Source organism: Acanthopleuribacter pedis, from assembly GCF_017377855.1.
In the GTDB taxonomy this organism is placed as follows: Bacteria; Acidobacteriota; Holophagae; order Acanthopleuribacterales; family Acanthopleuribacteraceae; genus Acanthopleuribacter; species Acanthopleuribacter pedis.
Genome location: NZ_JAFREP010000001.1, coordinates 58,623 through 77,042, shown reverse-complemented (window position 1 = coordinate 77,042; position 18,420 = coordinate 58,623). Strand labels below are relative to the sequence as shown.

Below are 18,420 nucleotides of genomic sequence, written 5' to 3'. Positions count from 1 at the left end.
AGCCGCTCCCCCCGGCTTTCAGTTGGCACCTTTCGCGGCGAACTTTCGCCCATAGGGTGCTTCTGTCCTTATCTGGTATTGCTCCTTTAATTTTTCTATCTCAGGAATGTTCGATGCAACCCCCCAAAAAAACGCAAGATGATGACAAACCCAATGAAAACCCCCTTATTGATATGTACATTCGCACTTCTTGGCGTGCTCGCCTCGCCAAGACGGTAGGCACCCTGTTTGGGCTGGCGTTTTTTGCGTCGCTCGCGGCCTGGTACGCTTGGCAGGTGCTCGAGCCACAAGAACGCGAGGCGTGGCGCAAGAAATCGGAAACTCTAGCCCACGTCGATGCGACCTTGCGCGAACACGGCCTGCTCCCCGAACACGACCCTTTGGAACCCCCCAAAACCCCGGCACACCAAGCCGACAGCGGCAAGAACACCCAGGCATCCAAAAACCAAGGCGCCGTTTCTGGAGCATCCGAGGAAGAAGATGTGCCGCTGATCGACATGAGCGATCCGCGCATCAAAAAAGACCTCGACCCGGCCGTGGCCAACAGTCGCAAACCCGAGGCAAAAGCCGCGGCGGCAATGGCTGCAAAAAATGACACCTCCGGCCTGGAACCGATTCGCAAGCTCGACAAAGATGGTTATTCGATTGTGTCGTCCAAGGACTCGACCCTCAGGGAACGCGAGGAAAAGGTCGAACGCCTCATGCGCGAGGGCGGCATGCCGGTGCGCATGAAAGCCTGGGACAGCGACCGGCCCTTGACCTGGGACGATTTCAGCAACGAAAACACGTTGGATCAAAAACGTCACTCGGGCGCCTATATTTTGACGACGATCCATTTTGAAGCGTCTCGCCATGGGTTTAAAGCCTTTGCCGTCATGTACCCCAACCGTTCATGGGTTCGCTCCGGTTACGCCAACCCATACACACTCGCCCATGAGCAACTGCACTTTGACATTTCCGAGATCTATGCGCGCAAACTGCGGGCCCAACTCGGCGCGATTGCACCCGATCAAAGCCGCCGCGCGTTTAAACTCTATTCGGAAACGCTGCGCGAGCTACGCGCGGCCCAGAAAGCCTACGACGACGCCACCCACCACGGTCGCCGCCGCGAGATGCAAGCCAAATATGCGTCGGACAGCAAGGAAGCCCTGGCCATGCTGGCGGATCATTACTGGAAACCCAAATGGCATAAAGCGTCGCCTTTTGCGATCAGTCATTTTTACCGGGGTCAAACCTATGAGCTCGGCATCGAAGGCGCGGATCAATCGTGGATCCTGGCCCGAAAGGCCTACAAAGGCGCGCAGGGCCAAGATCGGGGCGAGGCGGCTGTCAACCTGGGGCGGATGTACCAATTCGGGCTCGGTGTGGAACAAAACGCGCGCAAAGCGTTTCAGCTTTACAAGAGCGGCGCCCGACAGGGCCACCTAATCGCCAAATTCAACCTGGGGATTATGTATTGGCGCGGCATCGGCACGAACCCCAACGAAGAAAAAGCACTCGAGCTGTTTGCCGAAACGGCGGAGGTTCTGCCTTATGCACGCCATGCACTCCTGCAGCTCGAGCACGGCGGGCCGGAACCCGTCCAATCGGTCAACAAGGAATAGCGCGAGGTTCTCAAGCGAAACAGGGGCCGAACAGCCCCTGTTTTCTCATTAACGCGATTCCTCATACTTGAAATGGGTAAAGGATACGCGGAAGAACAGCGAATAAAGCAGCGGCACCACGCCCAAGGTGAGCACGGTGGCGAACATCAGCCCGAAGATGATGGTCACCGCCATGGGGGCAAACATCGGACCGCCGCCGTACCACAAGGGCAAGAGGCCGGTAAGCGTGGTCACGGTGGTCAACAGGATGGGGCGCAGGCGGCGCTGGGCCGATTCAATGATCGCCCGTGCAACCTCGTGCCCGTTTTCCTCAATCTCGATGCGGATACGATCCAACAACACGATGGCGTTGTTAATCACAATCCCCGACAAAGAGATGATACCCAGGAAAGGCATGAACCCCAAGGAATCGCCGGTGATCAACAGGCCGGCGGCAACCCCGATAATGCCGAGGGGCAAGGTCATCATAATAATCGCGGGTTTGCGCAGTGAGTTAAACTGGCCGACCAGCAGCAGGAGGATCAACATCCCGGCAATCGGCAACTGCACCATGATGGATTCGTTGGATTCGCCGGAGGTTTCGTATTCACCACCCAGTTCCCAGCGGTAACCCGGCGGCCAATTGCGACTTTGTTCCGTGAGCCAGGGGATGAGCACCTGTTCGACCTCGCTGGGGGTAACCGAGGCATCCAGCTTGCTGGTAACGGTAATGGTACGCAAGCGGTTGTAACGGCGAATGTTGGGCACTTCCCACTCGACCTTGATGTCCGCGATTTGCCGCAGGGGCACGGTGGTCCCGCTACTCAGAGAATAAACGGCCAACTGCTCCAACTTGGTCAAGTCCTGGCGGTCGGCGGCGTTGGAACGCAGCACAATCGGAATGGTTTTGTCGTCCTCGCGATACTGGGTTGTTTCCAAGCCGCTGAACAAGGTCTGCAGGGAAACGGCGATGTCTTGGTTGGTTAAGCCGGCGCGACGCGCCCGTGCTTGATTCACGTCAACCACCAACTTTTTGGTGAGCAAACCCCAGTTGTCATCAATATTAAAGGTCCCCTGGGTCTCGCGTAGTTTGGCTTTCACCTGGTCGACAAGGGCGTAGAGCTGCCCGTTTTCCCGACCGGACAGACGCACCTCAATCGGGTTTTCAATAATAGGGCCCTTGGGCAGCGCGCGGCCGTCGACTTTCGCATCGGGAAAGGTCTCGCGCATGTAGTCGCTAATGGCGGTACCCACCTCGGGGATCACTCTGAAATCATCGACGTTTAGCAGCAGTAAGCCGTAATTGGGCGAGGGGGGTTGCGGCGCGTAGGAAAGGATAAAACGCGGGGCGCCTTCGCCCACGTAGGTCGACCAATTGGTGACGCCGTGTTTCTCGCCCTCGGCCTTGAGGTTTTCGCCAATCCAGCGGTCCAACTGACGCATGACGGCGCTGGTTTCCTCAATCGCGGTGCCGGTGGACAATTCGACTTCCACGGTCATCATCGGCTGGTCGGAATCGGGAAAAAAGCTGACGGGAATCAGCCCAAACCCGAACATGGCCAGCGCAAAGCAGCCGATAATCAGCGCGCCGCTCAGGAGCCGGAAACGGAGCCCGAACAGGAGCATGGCGCGGTAACCTTTATAGAAACGCGAGTTATAGCCGTCCTCGCCATCGGAAGGTTTTACTTTCAAGAAGTACACGCAAAATAGAGGGATCATGGTTAAGGCCAAGGCCCAAGAACACAAAAGCGAGATGGTGACCACCTTAAACAGACTGGCGGTGTACTCACCCGTTTCTGATTTGGCCAGGAAAATCGGCAAAAAGGCCGCCGATGTGGTCAGGGAGGACGTTAATAAGGGAACCAATAACTCCTGCGCGGAAGAGGCGGCGGCGTCAATGGGATCTTGACCTTCGCTCATGCTGACCATGATCGATTCGGCCATCACAATGGCGTTGTCCACCAAAAGACCTAAGGAAATGATCAGCGCGGCCAGGGAAATTTGATCCAAACCGATATGGAAGAATTGCATGATGAGGAAGGTGCTCAGGATGGTGGCCGGAATCAGGGTGGCGACCACAACCCCGGTCCGCAACCCCAGGAAAAGGATCATGGAGAGCATCACCACCAAAATCGCCTGCATCAGGTTGCCGGTAAAATCACTGACGACCTTTTCAACCGAGGCAGGCTCGAAGGCAACCACGTCAAACTCGATGCCAATCGGATACAAGCCCTTAAGCCGGCTGATTTCGGCATCGACTTCCTCGCCGAGCGAAATAATGTTGCCACCTTCCCGCATGGAAATCGCCATGGCCAAACAGGGTGTGCCCGAGCTGTAGGCAATGGTTTCGGGCGGGTCGATGTAGTCGCGCCGTACAACGAGCAAATCTTTGAGGTACAGGGTGCCGGAACGGCCGGGAAGGCTGATGATGGTTTCTTCGATTTCTTGGATCGATTCGAAGTTGCCGGTGGGTTCGAGGTACAGCCGCTCGTTGCCGACACGGATCGCACCGCCCGAGATGAGGATGTTTTGCGAGGTGAGGATGTTTTGCACCTGCACGGGTGAAAGACCCAATTCGGCCAAACGCGAGTTGTTGAACTCCAGAAAAACACGTTCTTCTTGGGCGCCGTAGATTTCGACCTTGGCGATGTTGGATTTGAGCAGAAACTCATCGCGGACGGCGTCGGCGACGTCTTTCAGCTCGGCATAGGAAAATCCGTCGCCGGTAATGGTCACAATGGTCCCAAACACATCGCCGAACTCGTCGTTCACGAAGGGACCGACCGTGCCGGAAGGCAGGTTCGGCTGTTCCCGTTCAATTTTGCGCCGCAACGAATCCCAAATCGGCCGCATCTTTTTGTATTCACTTTTGATATTGACGTAGATGATCGATACACCGGTTTTCGATTCACTCACGACCGAATCCAACTCGGGCATCTCCTGAATCGCTTTCTCCAGGGGATCGGTCACCAGTTTTTCCACACGCTCGGGGCTGGCACCGGGGAAAAAGGTTTGGATGAGTGCGGTACGCACGATGAAGCCGGGATCCTGGGAACGGGGCATCTGCTGATAGGCTTGGTAACCGCTGACCAGAATAAGCACAATAAAGGTCAGGGTAACGCGGTTGTTTTTGATGGCAACGCGGGTGATGTTCACGGCTTACTCTCCCTCGGTCGCGGGAACGCGAACTTCCATGCCTTCTTTGAGGAAGCGAATGCCGGCGGTAATCAGCATCTCTCCTTCTTCCAACCCGGAAACAATTTCCAGGCCTTCCTCGGTGAGGTCACCGGTTTCAACAATCCGGCGCTCCACAATCGCGATACGGTCGGCACCGGGTTTGGCGACAAAAACAAAGCGGTCGTTTTGGTCCTCAACCACGGCAATCGGTTTGACCAGCAGCCGGGCGGTATTCTGTTCGTCGCCCAAAACCATGGTCACATCGGCGGCCATGCCGGGACGAATCTTTTCATCGTTGCCGCGCAAGCGTAAAACAACGGGATAGGTGGTCGCCAGTTCGGTGGTGGCGACGCCGACCTCGGTCACCACCGCCTCCAGTTCCTTGCCCAAGGCGTCGAAATGAACCTTGGCGATGTCGCCGACGGAAACCAAGGTAATCAGTTGTTCTGGCACGGCGAAGGTGACCTCGGGATGGGTACCCGCGTTGAGCACGGCAATCGGTGTCCCGGCGCCGACGTTTTCATTTTCCTCGGCCATGAGCTGCGCGATAGAACCCGAGATGGGTGCGAACAAAGTCGTGTAGGTCAACTGCAAACGCGCCAACTCCAGGCGCTTGCGAATCGAGTCGACTTGGGCGTCGGCCGATTCGCGCTGGGTACGGGCCGCATCCAGTTCGGTGACGGAGATGTTGTTGTTTTCGTAGAGGCCGCGAACCCGATCGTAATTGGCGGTTGCGTTGCGCGCCTGGGCAATGGCCTGAGTCAAGCCGGCCTCGGCTTCCTGAACCTGGAGTTCGTAATCCTTGGGGTCGAGCTTGGCAATCACATCCCCTTTGTTGACGCGGTCACCCAGGGTTACCTGCAGCAAATCCAAGGTACCGGCAATCCGAAAACTCAACTTGGATTCAACACCGGCGCGCGCGGTCCCGGAAAAGGTACGCACCCGCTTGCCACCGGTCATGGTTACTTTATCGACGCGAACCGGTCGGATAATTTTGGCCTCTTGCGTGGGCGCTTCGCCACCACAGGCGAGCAGGAATAGGATCAAAACACCGGCCGAAACAAGCGAAACAGGGGTTTTCATTGGGTTCCTCCATCGAGAACACCCCGCGGCATCCGCGCGGCGGCGCGGGACGGGGCAACCGGGCAAGCCGGCAAAAACTTATCGGGGGTTGTCATAAAACTGGTTCAGCCGCTGGAAGAAGGTTTCCCGCTCGGCGGCGTCGATAAAGAAGTCGAAGTTGGCGGCGGCGCGCTGGAAGGTGAACAGCTCGATCAGAAAATCGTAGACAGCGTTGGCGGCTGCCTGATCGGCGACCCGCGCGGCGCTTTGCGCGTCAAGTACGTCAATGGCGGAAGCCAAGCCCTTGCGGTAAGAATCATCCACCAACACCATGTTCTGGCGAGCGGCTTCCGCGGCCACGCGACTCAAATCAATGGCGGCCGAGGCGGCCCCCACGTTGCGCAGGGAGGCGCGAATCGAGAGTTCGACCTGTTGGGCCACCAGGTCGCGTGAAAGTTCCAACTGCTTGGTTTCCATCACGCTTTGTTTGAGGTTGGCCGAACGGGCGCCACCCTGGTACAACGGCAACGACAGGTTAAGCGCGGCGGACCAGCCGGCATCCGGGGCGTTGGGCAGGGTCACACCGGGCAAGTCGAGGCCGGCGCCTTCCTTGCGATCAAACACGTAGTTATAACCACCCTGAAAGGCCACGGTCGGCCGGTAGTACACCCGTTTGTTCGCAAGTACCTGACGTTTCTGTGCTTTGATCAGCAAGTCGAGCCGCTTCAACTCGGGTGATTGCTCCAAACCCACCATCACCATGAAGCCGCGAAACTTCTCAAATACAAAAGCGTTGGCGACATAGGGCGCCAAGCGGCCCTCACCGGTCATCAAGGATTCGTCGGTTAAATCCGGCTCAAGGGCCACCAGCAGTTCTTCCTGGTTGACCTCGTTGAGCACCTGGTTGAGGGCGTACAACGCGGATTTGGCTTGGTTTTGGGCACTGATGGCCCGCTGTTTGTCGCTGGCCACCTGGCTCTCCCAACGATACACCTCGGAAGGGTTTCCCATGCCGATGCGGCGCCGCGATTGTGCGGTTTCCAAGTGAGACAAACTCTGACCCACGTTATCTTTTTCAATGCGGTACAAGGTCCGCGCTTTAAGGTAGTTGAGAAAACGGGTCGCGGCTTCACCGGCGATGTCCAGACGAAGGGAGGCCAGTTCTTGGCGTTGGGCCTCCAAAACATGCCGTTGTGCCTCAATACCGGCGTTCACCGAATCGCTGTAGAGCAGCTGTTCCACCGAAATACGCCCGGTCGTGCTGCGCTCCGACTGGGCGCCAAAACTTGCCGCGGACGTATCTTCATCGATGTGAAGCTGGGTGACCTCACTGCTGATTTGCGGGCGACGGTTGGCGCGTAACCCCTCGTAAAAAGCCTCGGCGGCGGCCAGTTCGGCCATTTTGGCCTGAATTTCCAAATTGCGATCCACCGCGCGCAACACCACATCGCGCAAGCTAAACTCACGTCCGGTGATTTCCGGTTCCTCATTGATCAGATCCGCGGAGTTCTGCAATTCCCAACTGGGATACCAACCCACGGCGCGGGCCACGGCCATGTTGAGCTTTAGCTTGGTCCCCTCTTCCACCAACACGGGGAAGGTACCGGGATCCTCGCCGCTCAGCGCGCGTTGAATGTTGAGCGCGATGCGTCGGTAAAAACGCAGGAAATCGGAGCCGCTCGAGGTACCGGCCATGGCACCCATCTGCACTTCTTCTTCACCCAACAACGCAAAGCTGGGCAGGCGCCGTTTTTTAAGCCCGGCATACAACGCCTGCTTTTCTTCTTGGCTAAAGCGAAATAAGGGGGCGACATAAACGAATTCGGCGGTCGGCGGGATTTGCGCAAGCACCTCCTCGCTGCTGGTGCTCGTGGGGACGAGGACCGCTTCCATCCCGTGTTTGCCAAAACTGTCGGCCACGTATTGAAGCAAGCCGGGAACGACCTGGCCGAACAATTCATCGGCCACGAAATGGAGCTTTTTCACGGGGGCCAACCGCTGAATCGAGAGGGCGTCCTGTTCCAACCCCACCGAGGTCACCAAATAATTGAGGTTGGTTACCCCACTGGCCCCTTCCTCAAAGGGAATCCCTGGCAGACGGCGATCAATGACCCAAGGTGCAAACACGGGTTTGTCATAAGGGCCGTTGTTGCAGGCATACAAACTCGCCAACACACCGAGACACACAACGACATCGACCTCGTCATCGTTGACGAGTTCATCGAAGTGATCGCGAATTTTGTCCAGGGACCAATCGCAACAGCGTTCTTTGGCCTGGGGAAACTGGACTTCGTAGTCGCGCCCCAACAATTGTTCTATCTCTTTTTTCAGAAGCGGTAAAAATGTCTGGTCAACCTGACTGGAATCACCGTCAATAACCAGGCCGACGCGCAATTGGGGTTTTTGCGCCGTTAGCAAAGCAGTCGCACCGAACCAAAATACCAAACATACCGCGAGCCCGCGTCCCAATAGAGGTCTCATGCACCCACCCTTCGGCCCGTCATTTGGACGCGCCCTCAAGTACCCTGAAGCAACCGCCGCTTCATCCATCACGAAACGCGGGCGCACCTTCATGCATTCAACGAAAAGTGAGGTGGGGACCAACCCCGGACGAGGACGAATTGGCAGTGAATGCCACCAGTCTAGAGGGAGATACAAGCATTTGCAACCAAGCTTGCGAAGCCCGATTTGGTGGAAGCCGGGCATTCGAGCGCCGAGGTACCGAATCGCAGAACCTCGTTCTATCAACGCTTCGACTGTTTACGGCTTCCCTCTGTTAATTTCCCGCAAAATCCACCCGTGATACTCATGAGAAATGTTCAGATAGTCGCTCCAAAGTTGAGCGACAACATCCGGCTTCGCAGAAGCTTCGATAGATTGGATCTCTTTTCTTATGTCCCGCAGCGACTTTTCCCACATATACTTATCTCGCTCAAAACGCCAGACCCTGGGCCCCCGAAAAGAAAGAACCGCGAGAGAGCAACCCGCGAGTAACCCAAGCGGACCGCATAGCGAAGCAGACAAACCCATTAGCGCACCATAGCTAATTCCCGCCGCTATTCCAGATACACCGCCAATAACACCAGCGAGAACCGCGGAACTGCTGAGGGCGGACCATTCAGCGGTTTTCTGAATATTCTCCGGCATGAGCTCTTTCAATTTACTTATTTGCGCGTTAACGCGATCTATCTTCTTCTGGGCATCCCTAAACGTTCCCTCTTCTTTGTTTTTCCGAGGTATCATCGAGGTGGTCACTCCACCTCAATTAGACGGTAAAGGGATTTCATTTCCAGCTTCGTCTGATCGTCAATCTCATGAAAATACTGACTAAAAGAAATCCAACGAACTGCACCGATCAGGCTATATAGAAGGAGCGGAACCGCCGCCACCAAAACGTAGCCGGAGACTTCGGCGTAAAAAGCAAGAAATCGCCCCTCGATGGAAGATTCTCCCAACCCAAGAAAAAGCGCATAAAAAGAGCCAAGCACCAAGGTAAACAAACAGATAATTTTGAAAATCGCGACATAAATCGCTCTTAGCGTCTGACGCCTAAGCCGTTTAATCCGTCGTTCAAGAAGATCCACCTCGTCCAGGAGGCGCTGCCTTTCGGAAGGCGCGAGGGATTTAGATTTTTCCATTTCAGCTTCGAGTTCCCTCTTAAGAGCGCCCATGAACGCCTCCATCTCCTGAAAAAGTCGATCTAAATAAAAACCTACGCCGAGACATTTTCATTTTCAAGAAGAAAAGGGCACCGAAGTACCCTTTTTTCCGAGATCATTTAGCGGGTCAGGTTGACCGGGCCGTTTTCACTCAGCCAGATGTTGTCCTCAATGCGGATCCCGCCATAAGGAATCAAGGCGTCGATCAGTGACCAGTTGAGGCTTTTACCCAGTTCGCTTTCGCGCTCGGGATCCAACAGCATCGGGATGAAATACAAGCCAGGTTCGATGGTAAACACCATGCCATTTTTCATTTCCCGGTTCAGGCGCAAGAAGCGATGCTCTTCCGGCGGCGGCGCCAAGGCGCCGTGGTCGTCTTTGAAGAAACCGCCGACATCGTGGACCTGTAGACCGAGTAAGTGACCGACACCATGCGGGAAAAACAGCTTGCTGATGCGCTGGTTTTCGGCCAATTCGTCGCGGTTCCCTTTGACGATTTCGGAAGCGAGCAACAGATCCAACACACCGTCGTGGGCAGCTTCGTGTAACTGGCGGTACGGCATGCCTTCTTTGACCATCTCGGCCAGTTTCAGTTCCAGTACATCCACGCCTTTGAGCAATTCGCCAAAAACAGCGTGGCCACCCTTGCGCATGTAGGTACGCGTGATGTCGGAACAATAGCGGTTGCTGACACAACCGGCGTCGATCAGCAACACACGGCTCTGATCGCCTTTCGCACGTTGTTTGTACTGGTAGTGAAGAATGGCGGCATGGCGATCCAGTCCCACGATGTTGGTGTAGGGCGAGTCGGTTTCGAGCATATGGTTGGCATTGAGAAAGGCCAAGTGGATGTCGCGTTCGCTGCCGAAATTGAGAAATGCCTGCTCGGCGGCCTTGTGACCGGCGACAGCCATTCGGTTGGCCTCACGCAGCTCTTCCACCTCGTATTCGGTTTTCATGCCGCGGTAGTAGTCGAGGTAGTTGACCAGGTTCTTTTCGTTGTGCAGGTAAGCCGGCAGACCCATATCGGCGGCAAACTTCGTGTTCTCCCCCAAGAACACGATACGCCGCGTGTTGGGCAGGTGGTCCATCACCTCTTGGGGTTTCTCAAGACGAATGATTTCGTATTGATCGGCCCACCAAGCTTCTTGAACCACGGTTTGGTCGTACCAAAAATCGGGCGGAACCACCTGAAAATAGGTCGGTTTCTTGCCAGGCTGAAAGAGCAGCATTTGGTCCGGCCGATTGACCGGAATCCAGTGGTTGAAATGCCCAAACGCCTGAAAACTAATGTGGCGATCATCGCCGAAATAGATGCCTTCCGTCCCCGAATGAATCAGGATCGCATCCATCGGCTGCGCTTCTTGAGACAGGGTCTCCAGCGCATTTTCGTAGATTTGCGTTACGTGGCGGACGTGGTCCGCAAAACGACGCGCTTTTTCCATGGTAACCTCCCCGGAATCGTATTGTCGTTGATGGCAAAAGCGACTCGGGGCGCCGTTCCTCGCCCGCGTTGATCACAAGGGTTTTGCTACAAAGCTGTTCCTCGCAAAAACCGCGGGCCTCCTCTCCTTCTCCCCCAAGAGATTAAGGGGCGCCAACGTCTTTGACCGCTTTGAATGTCAGGTCCTCATTCTCTACCATGGTTTTGCAAAAAACAAGAAATTCCTGGTAGGCCTCGGGCATGACAAATTGGGCCGGAACATGGTACTCGCGCTTCACTTTGAGGACCTGATCCGACTCGGGGGTAATGGACAAAGAATAGGTTCCGAAATCGGATTCTTTGACAATTTTCCGCGGCGTTACCTCCCAGCGCATGCCCTCGGGCAAGTGCAGCGTTTCATTGGCCACGTTAAAGTGCGGCTGCGCGATGAGGATCGGCGTTTTGCGGTCCGGCAAAGAACCGTAACGGTTGAGCAAGGGCGTTTTCGGCAGCAGAAATTCAATATCGAAACCGCTGTCGTTGGGTTTGGCCAAGCTGTCGTGCTTAAAGGAATAATTGATTTCAAACTCACCTGGCGGCAATTCGTCGTTCTCACCGGTTTCGCTGACAACGGCGCCTGGGAAGTTTTGGTTAATGCCGGCTTCAACGCGCTGCATGATTTCGGGGCGGTTCAACTGTTTCCAGTTCTCGCTCAACCGTGCAGCGGTCTGGCCGTAAAAGGTTTCGGCCCCGGTCGCTTCCACTTTGCCGTCGGCGGCGAAATGGAATTCGTAACGAGACGCAACGCGGTCGAGGCGATCCTCAAAAGCGGGGATGTCGATCCAAAGCCGTTCGCCGCCGTCGAGCACAATGCCGGTTGAACCGCGAAAAGGAAAGGGTACATAACCAAAAGGCAGGCCCGCTTGGTTGGCGTCGAGCCAGACGTCGCCGTCTTCAAACGGCAGACGCAGCAGCGAATAAGACAGGCTGGGCAAGGGCGTATCGAAGGTGTAGTGGCGAATCCGCTCAGGTCGGGTCAACACGATGTCGTGTTTGATCCCCAGTTCACGGTAGACGGCGGCCACCAGCAGGGTGGCATTGCCGGCGCGGCTTTCCCAGGTGAGGTTCACGTCTTGGTAAAAAGGCCCGTCTTGGTCGATCCGCTCGGTGATGTCGCGGTAAATCCGCTCGGCCAAAGCACGGGGCTCCAAGTCCAACTGTCGCCAGGCTTCGATTTGCGGCTTCAGACGGTTGACCACACCAAGGCGTTGACGGGTGGCATGGGTGTAGAAATCGCGAATCTCTTCCCAATCGGTGTTGAAGTAGAAAGAAGCCACGGGCTGCGAATAGTTCGCGGGCGGCATGGATGGTTCAACGGTGAGCGGCGGCATGTCCTTGGTCAACCAGCGCACGTATTTCAGGCCGTTTTTGACTTCAACCGTCGGCTGCCCCTCGGGCATGTTGCGGCTCAACAACGCGGGTTCGGGTTGCAAATCCTCGGGGTAGATCAGGACCAACTCGCTGTGGTGGTAAATGCGGTCCACACCTTGGAAGATAAAGGTCATAAAACTGTCGAGGCCGTCGCTGTCGTAGTAGGCGGGCGGCAGGTATTCGATGTGTTCTTCGTCGATGAAATCCCCAACGCTCACACCACTTAAGCTAATGGTCGATTTGTGTTCAAAGCTCTCGGGATACAACACGCTGCCGTCTTGTTTGATGGTGCGCAATTCAAGAATTTCAATATCCTCACCCGGCAAACGAATTTCACTTTCGCTGTCGACCCCGTCCTTGGTCAACACGCGGGAGACCAGGTGGGTGTAGCGCATTTGAGAACCGTCGGGGAACAGACGCACCATCAGTTGGTCCAGCAACAGTTCGGAGTTGGCGCCCTCCGAAATGGGTTTGTTTTTGGCCTCGGCGATAATTTCGGCGCTGTCGACACGGTAGGCTTCAAAAGCGGTCCGCCCCTCAAGGTGGCTTAAGCGCTGACGAAATGCGGAGTTGGCCGGTTCAATTCGCAGGTAGTCGCGGAGGATTTGCTTGGCCTCGTCCATCTTTCCCTGGAACCCGCTCAGGTTGACCAAGTCGAGGATGGCGTCTTCGTGGGTGGGGTCAATTTCCAGGGCTTTTTCCAGCCAAACACGTTGTTCGTTGATCTTGCCCAGTTTGGCGTAACCCTGGGACACGGCATAGGGGTAATAGGCGCGGTCGTCAAAGACCTTGCCACGACTCTCTAAGTCCTTGATCGCCAGCTCGAACTCTTCGTTCATTTCGTGAAGCTGGGCTTGAAACCCTTCCCAAGGCAAGAGTTCCGCGAGGTTTGCAAGGATTTCTTTGGTACGGCCTAAATCGCCGTCACGCCGGGTTTCTTTGAGTAATTCCTGCTGTGCCCAGCGGTTGGCCGGCCCCATGTCGTTCAACAAACCCAGTGCCTTTTGTCGCACGTCCAGCAGTTTTTCGTTGTTACTGATCGCCAACAGGGCGTCGAGCGCCTCGCAGAAACCGGGGTTGATTTCAACAATACGGTTTAAAAGAACCAGGGCGTCTTTGGTTTGGTTGTGACGGTTTAACAACAAGGCCAAGGAGTACATGGCCTGTTGGTTGTAGTCGGGGGCCTGAAGGAAACTCGCCAGAATTTGGTAGGCGCGCGAGATTTGGTCGTTGGGCGGCAAGAACTTCACCGCCCCCAGATACACCTCGCTCAGCAAGGTCCCGATCAATAAGGAGCCGTCGTAGCTTTCGTAGAGGTCTTCAAGGAGTTTGAGCGAGGTCGCTTTGTCTTTGTCAAGAATGGCGAGGAAGGCACGTTGGAAGGCGGCGAAATCACTGGTTTCGTCGGCAATCGCGGCGGCCAAGCCAACCTGAATGGTCTCGGCGGTTTGAACCTTGTCGCTCAGATCGTGAACAGGGTTTCCAGGTTTCAGCAGGGAAACCGGCTGCTTGCCGGTGACCTGAACGGAGAATTGGCCGTTGTTCCCGCGGGTTTGTGTCGATTTGACCAGGACCTCGTGTTCACCGGCGGGCAACTTCACTTTAAAGAAGCGAATGTTGGGGCCGTATTCCTCAAGCATGTTGAACTGGGCAACGCGCACGCCGTCCAGGTAAACCGCGATGTTGTGGTAGGAGAACACCCGAAAGGTCACTTCCTGTTCGACGGGATTCCCGAAACGACCAAACCCGTAAATGACACCGGCACCGGAAGCGTGACGCGGCGGTAAAACGACGCCGGTCCGCGAGCGATAATTGAGGGCCTCATTGTTCCAGTAACGCGCTTCCTCAGCGGGGTGCTTTTTATCGAAGGCGGGAATCGGATAGTTACCAAAATTCTCCGAAATTTTCCATTCGGTAAGGAAGGCGGCGCGCTGGGCGATGGCGCCGAAGGCGGGTTCTTCTTTGCGATTGCGTGAGGCGAAACGGTTCATATTGGCGTAACGCACCATCAGCTCGGCGTTACCGGGCCGAGCATCAGCAATGATCTGGGCAACATCGTTTCCCCAGTTCGGCAAGCAATCGCGGTATTGGCTCATCCACTTCAGCACCCATTCCGCGGCCGGCGAGGTTGGATCCTCGCGCAAAATCGTGAGCGCGGCCCGGTTCAGTTCCTCGGTTGGGCCCTGTCCAGAGAAGGTAAGGAACCAACCGATGGCGAATTGGTGATCGCCGGCCTTGCGGCCTTCGGCAAATAAAACGCGGGCGGCCTCGGGATCATTGTCCTTGGCCAGCTTGTTCCAGGCGGCTTCCAGATCGGCGGCGGCAAGGGGTGCGGCCAGGGTAAGAACCAGACAGAGTCCTGCCAAAAGCGTCATTTTTCGTAAAACCATGCTTACCCTCCTATTCGGAAACCAATTGAATCGATTGATCCAAGATACGGTCGTGTTGCTGCATGAGCTCGCGCAAAGCCGCGTAATTGTCGGGCGAGACGCGATGGTTTTTAAATTTGACCTGATAGTTCACCTTCAGGGATGCATCGGGGCCGCGATCAAACAGGATACTCACCGCGAAATCGTCGTTCTCAACGTCCAGCGATTCGGGAATAGCACCGAAGTTAAACCCATCGGGTGCGTTGAGCAGCAGCGCGACCTTGCGGGTTTTCGCCACACCGAAGTCGAGCGGGAATTTGCGTTTGGTGTTGGCGGCGTAGCGCTGGACCAGGCGACCATTCAAGATCTCAAGCGGCAGTTTAAAACCGTTGGACTGAGGGGCCATCAAACGTTCGGTCTCACCTTTAAAATGCAGGGTAATCGGGTCGTTCAGACGCGTACCCTCACGGTCCGCCTGCAAAACTTCCAAACCCGGCATCATGCCGGAGAGAATGGTTTGGAGGTTTTGGCCGAGCTTGGTGTCAATGCTCAGGTACTGGCGGACATCCGGCGTAACCGAACCACGGTAATGCAAGCTGCCTTCAACCTGGGCGGTGCCCTCGGTGGTCACATTCAGAACCAAATCATATTCCGTTAAGGTATCGTCCTGGCGGGGAATGGTGGTCAGGCGGCCGTTGCCTTGTTTGTCGACGATCAGCGCCAAGCCGCCTTGATCCATCTCAGGTAACTCGTAGATCCCGGAGAACTCGGCGGTACCGTCCAGATAAAGGTCAAACTCAGGAACGTAAGCGATGGCGTGGTTGAAATACGACAGCATGGCCGGGTAGGCGTGAATGTCGCCGCGGTCACTGGTCCGACAAATGACAATATTTGCCTCGACGCCGGCTTCCAACATCATGGCAACCATCAGACTCGCTTTGTCCTTACAGTCGCCAAACTGGCGGCTGCAGACCTGGTTAACCTCGTAGGGTTTGTAACCGTGGATACCAAACTCAAGGGCCACGTAACGGGTGTGGGTTACCACGTACTCATGAATGGCTTTCACTTTCTCGAGATTGGTCTTCGTGTCTTTGGTAATTTCGGCAACGATCTGCTTGGTTTCCGAATCCAACTCCAACTGGTTGCGAATCAAATCGGCATACCACTTGGCCATGGTATTCCAATTATCGAAGGTCGAAATACCGAGGTAGGGCAGGTAGGCCTGCAAGCCGGGCATGCGCGATTCGGTTTCGTAGGGTGAGATTTGGTCCAGCACCCAGCGATAAACCTTGTTTTCGCCGTCCTCCCGGGTGGTGTATTCGGGATCCATTTTTTCGACATGGGTATAGATGGGCCGATCCTTGGGCATGATCAGCGTGTAAGCGATGCGTTTGGTGGGATATGAATTTGAAAAAACATGTAAATCGCCGAAGTAATCACCGAAGATGTTGGTGTTGTTGATGTCGTCGATGCGGTACTCAAGCCGGACGCGATCACCCACTTGCAAGGTGGGGAAACGCACTTGGTAGGCGACCACGTCGTAGTACATGCGGTATTCAGGATCGCTAATCCGACTGCGACCGGTGGTGGTGACCAAAATGGTTTGGTCGCCGCGGTATACCTCAGCTTTGATTAACTCGGCACGCTCGCGCAGGGGCGAATAGCTAAAGGAATGGCCCGGCAAGTTTTGTGCCCCTTGTTCGGTAATCACTTCCCATTCCATCTGACGGTAAAGCGAGGATTGACCGTTGGGCGCGACCTTAACAACCTTGTTGTCGAGGTTCATGACGATGTCGCTAACTTCCAAAACGGGAACCTCGGGCGCTTTCTCCAAACGGTAAGGCTTGTAAAAAACTTGGCGCTCGGCCTGACTGAGCCGGATCAGGTTTTCCAGCGCCGGGTTTTGTGGGCGCAAGGCCAAGGCCCGCTCCAGGAAGGGCAGGGCATCGTCTTCGCCGGCACGCAAACGCGCTTCACCCATGCCCTGCAGCAGGTCGGGATTGTTGGGCATGTCGTCCAGCAGGGTTGCCAACAATCGACGGGCTTCCTCGTGGCGACGGTTGCCACTCAGGAATTCGGCGTAGGTCAGCGCGGCGGAAACGGAATAAGGTGAATCACGGCGAATGTCACGGTACAGGGCTTCCAAACCTTCGAGGTCACCCCGCGACTTAAACGCTTGGATTTTGCGATTGGTAAATTTGCGATGATGGAACCGCAGGGCCAGGACCTTGTCCACCCATTGCTCGGCTTCGCTCACGAAAAACATGCCGGTATAGAGATCCGCCAGATCCATCATCAACCAAGGCACGTTGGGGTAGTGTTTATTGAGGGCCAGGGTGCGGTTAAGGGCGACGCCGTCGAGACCCAGGGCGGAAAGCGCGTTGTTGTCGAGCACCGCGGCGGGCCAGTAGTCGGGGTGAGAGGCAAGCGCCCGCTTTGAGTACTGACGCGCTTCCCAAAAACGGTCTTGGCTCAAGGCAATTTGTCCCATCTGCGTCAACGCCCAAGCCTTGGCAAAAGCGGGTTGGGCTTTAACCGAACCTTTTTCCAGATGATCCAAGAAGGTGGCGAGATACTGCCAACGATCATTGGGGTTGTCGGTAACGGAAAGCAGTTTCTCGGTCAGAATGCGCGTGGGTTGTTCGGCAAAAGCGTTGGCAAACATTTCGACCAACAGGCCGTGCTCCGGGTGGCGGGGCTGCTCTTTGATGAGCAACATGCCGGCCAGCGCGTACATCGATTTTTGTTTGGCGATGTCGACCAAACCGATTTCCTGTTGTTTGGCCAATTTGACTTTGCGGCGCGGCACCTGCTTGCTGTCACGCGCTTCGACTTGAAGCGGCTTCCCCTCTTGATCGGTTACCCGCGCAAAGAAACCCAGGTTGGGTTCCTCGGAAGCGGAGGCCAGGTAAAGGGTCAAACGGTGCCAGCCTTTTTTGAGGCGCACATTGACCACTTCCTGATCCGGTGAGGCGTTGCCGTTTTCAAACGCGGCACGGAACACTTGGCTCCGGTTGACCCAGACGCGCATGTCCTTGGACCAGCCAAGGCCGATTCGGTAATCGCCGCGGGCGGGTGCGTAAAACCAGGTGGTGGCCAGCAGGCCCGCTAACTGGTTGGGAAAAACGGCCTGATTGGCACTGAAATAACCATAATGGCCCAAACCCTCGGACCAATAATCGTCTTTGCCCCAGGCACGGGCCGGATGCCAGGAAACCTGGCGGGTCAGGCCTTTGACCTCATCGGCCCCGATCAGGGAAACGAGGTCCAGTTCGTCACTCGGCGAGAGGGGCCCCAGGAGCTGCCATTCAGGGACATAACCCAGGGACTGAACCAGTTCGGCCACCTTCTCGGATTGACGGGTTTGCCGGTATTGCTGGGTTAGGAAATACGCCAGTTCCCCTTTGAGCTCCTGATGCTCCGCCGCCTCAAAAATGCGCGCCAACATCCCGTTGAGTTCATCCTGCGAACCCGTTTCATGACCAAGGAAATAAATTTCTTCGGCCAGGAGCAATTTGTCGACCGGATCCATGGCGGCCAACTCGGTTTCGAGCCGTTGTGCCAAGCGTTTGAGCTGATCATCGGCGAAATTTCCCGCGAGCACGGGCGGCATCAACCAACAGCACAACCAACCGAACACAAACAATCGGGTGGAAAAACCTGGCTGGATTTGGAAAAAAGGGGAAGATGTCATAAACCATTCGCCTCCGTTGGGG

General features: G+C 55.8%; 9 protein-coding genes. 1 reads left to right on the top strand and 8 read right to left on the bottom strand.

Going from position 1 to position 18,420, the window contains the following annotated elements:
* Nucleotides 1-113: 113 nt before the first annotated feature.
* Nucleotides 114-1,604, top strand: a complete 1,491-nt coding sequence (locus J3U88_RS00240) for a DUF922 domain-containing protein (RefSeq protein WP_207856102.1) — start codon at nt 114-116, stop codon at nt 1,602-1,604.
* 48 nt (nt 1,605-1,652) lie between these two features.
* On the opposite strand, the gene J3U88_RS00235 is transcribed toward J3U88_RS00240, so the two are convergent.
* The 8 genes from J3U88_RS00235 to J3U88_RS00200 form a co-directional block, all read right to left on the bottom strand.
* A complete protein-coding gene (locus tag J3U88_RS00235) occupies nt 1,653-4,739 on the bottom strand; it encodes an efflux RND transporter permease subunit (RefSeq protein ID WP_207856101.1) in 3,087 nt (1,028 codons plus the stop codon).
* 3 nt (nt 4,740-4,742) lie between these two features.
* Nucleotides 4,743-5,843, bottom strand: a complete 1,101-nt coding sequence (locus tag J3U88_RS00230) for an efflux RND transporter periplasmic adaptor subunit (protein ID WP_207856100.1) — start codon at nt 5,841-5,843, stop codon at nt 4,743-4,745.
* Nucleotides 5,844-5,921: 78 nt separating this feature from the next.
* On the bottom strand, nt 5,922-8,303 hold the full coding sequence (locus tag J3U88_RS00225) for a TolC family protein (protein ID WP_207856099.1): 2,382 nt from the start codon (nt 8,301-8,303) through the stop codon (nt 5,922-5,924).
* Nucleotides 8,304-8,582: 279 nt separating this feature from the next.
* Nucleotides 8,583-9,077: a hypothetical protein gene (locus J3U88_RS00220; protein WP_207856098.1), complete on the bottom strand. Its 495-nt coding sequence runs from the start codon at nt 9,075-9,077 to the stop codon at nt 8,583-8,585.
* The gene (locus J3U88_RS00215; RefSeq protein WP_207856097.1) at nt 9,074-9,493 is read right to left on the bottom strand and encodes a hypothetical protein; all 420 of its coding nucleotides are present in this window, start codon (nt 9,491-9,493) and stop codon (nt 9,074-9,076) included. Before J3U88_RS00215 ends, J3U88_RS00220 begins: the two co-directional genes overlap by 4 nt.
* A gap of 107 nt (nt 9,494-9,600) precedes the next feature.
* Nucleotides 9,601-10,926, bottom strand: coding sequence for a Xaa-Pro dipeptidase (gene pepQ, locus J3U88_RS00210; protein ID WP_207856096.1), 1,326 nt, complete (start codon nt 10,924-10,926; stop codon nt 9,601-9,603).
* A 142-nt stretch (nt 10,927-11,068) separates the two neighbouring features.
* Nucleotides 11,069-14,725, bottom strand: a complete 3,657-nt coding sequence (locus J3U88_RS00205; protein ID WP_207856095.1) for a tetratricopeptide repeat protein — start codon at nt 14,723-14,725, stop codon at nt 11,069-11,071.
* A 10-nt stretch (nt 14,726-14,735) separates the two neighbouring features.
* Entirely contained in the window at nt 14,736-18,398 is a 3,663-nt protein-coding gene (locus tag J3U88_RS00200; protein WP_207856094.1) for a DUF3857 domain-containing protein, read from the bottom strand.
* Nucleotides 18,399-18,420: the final 22 nt, after the last annotated feature.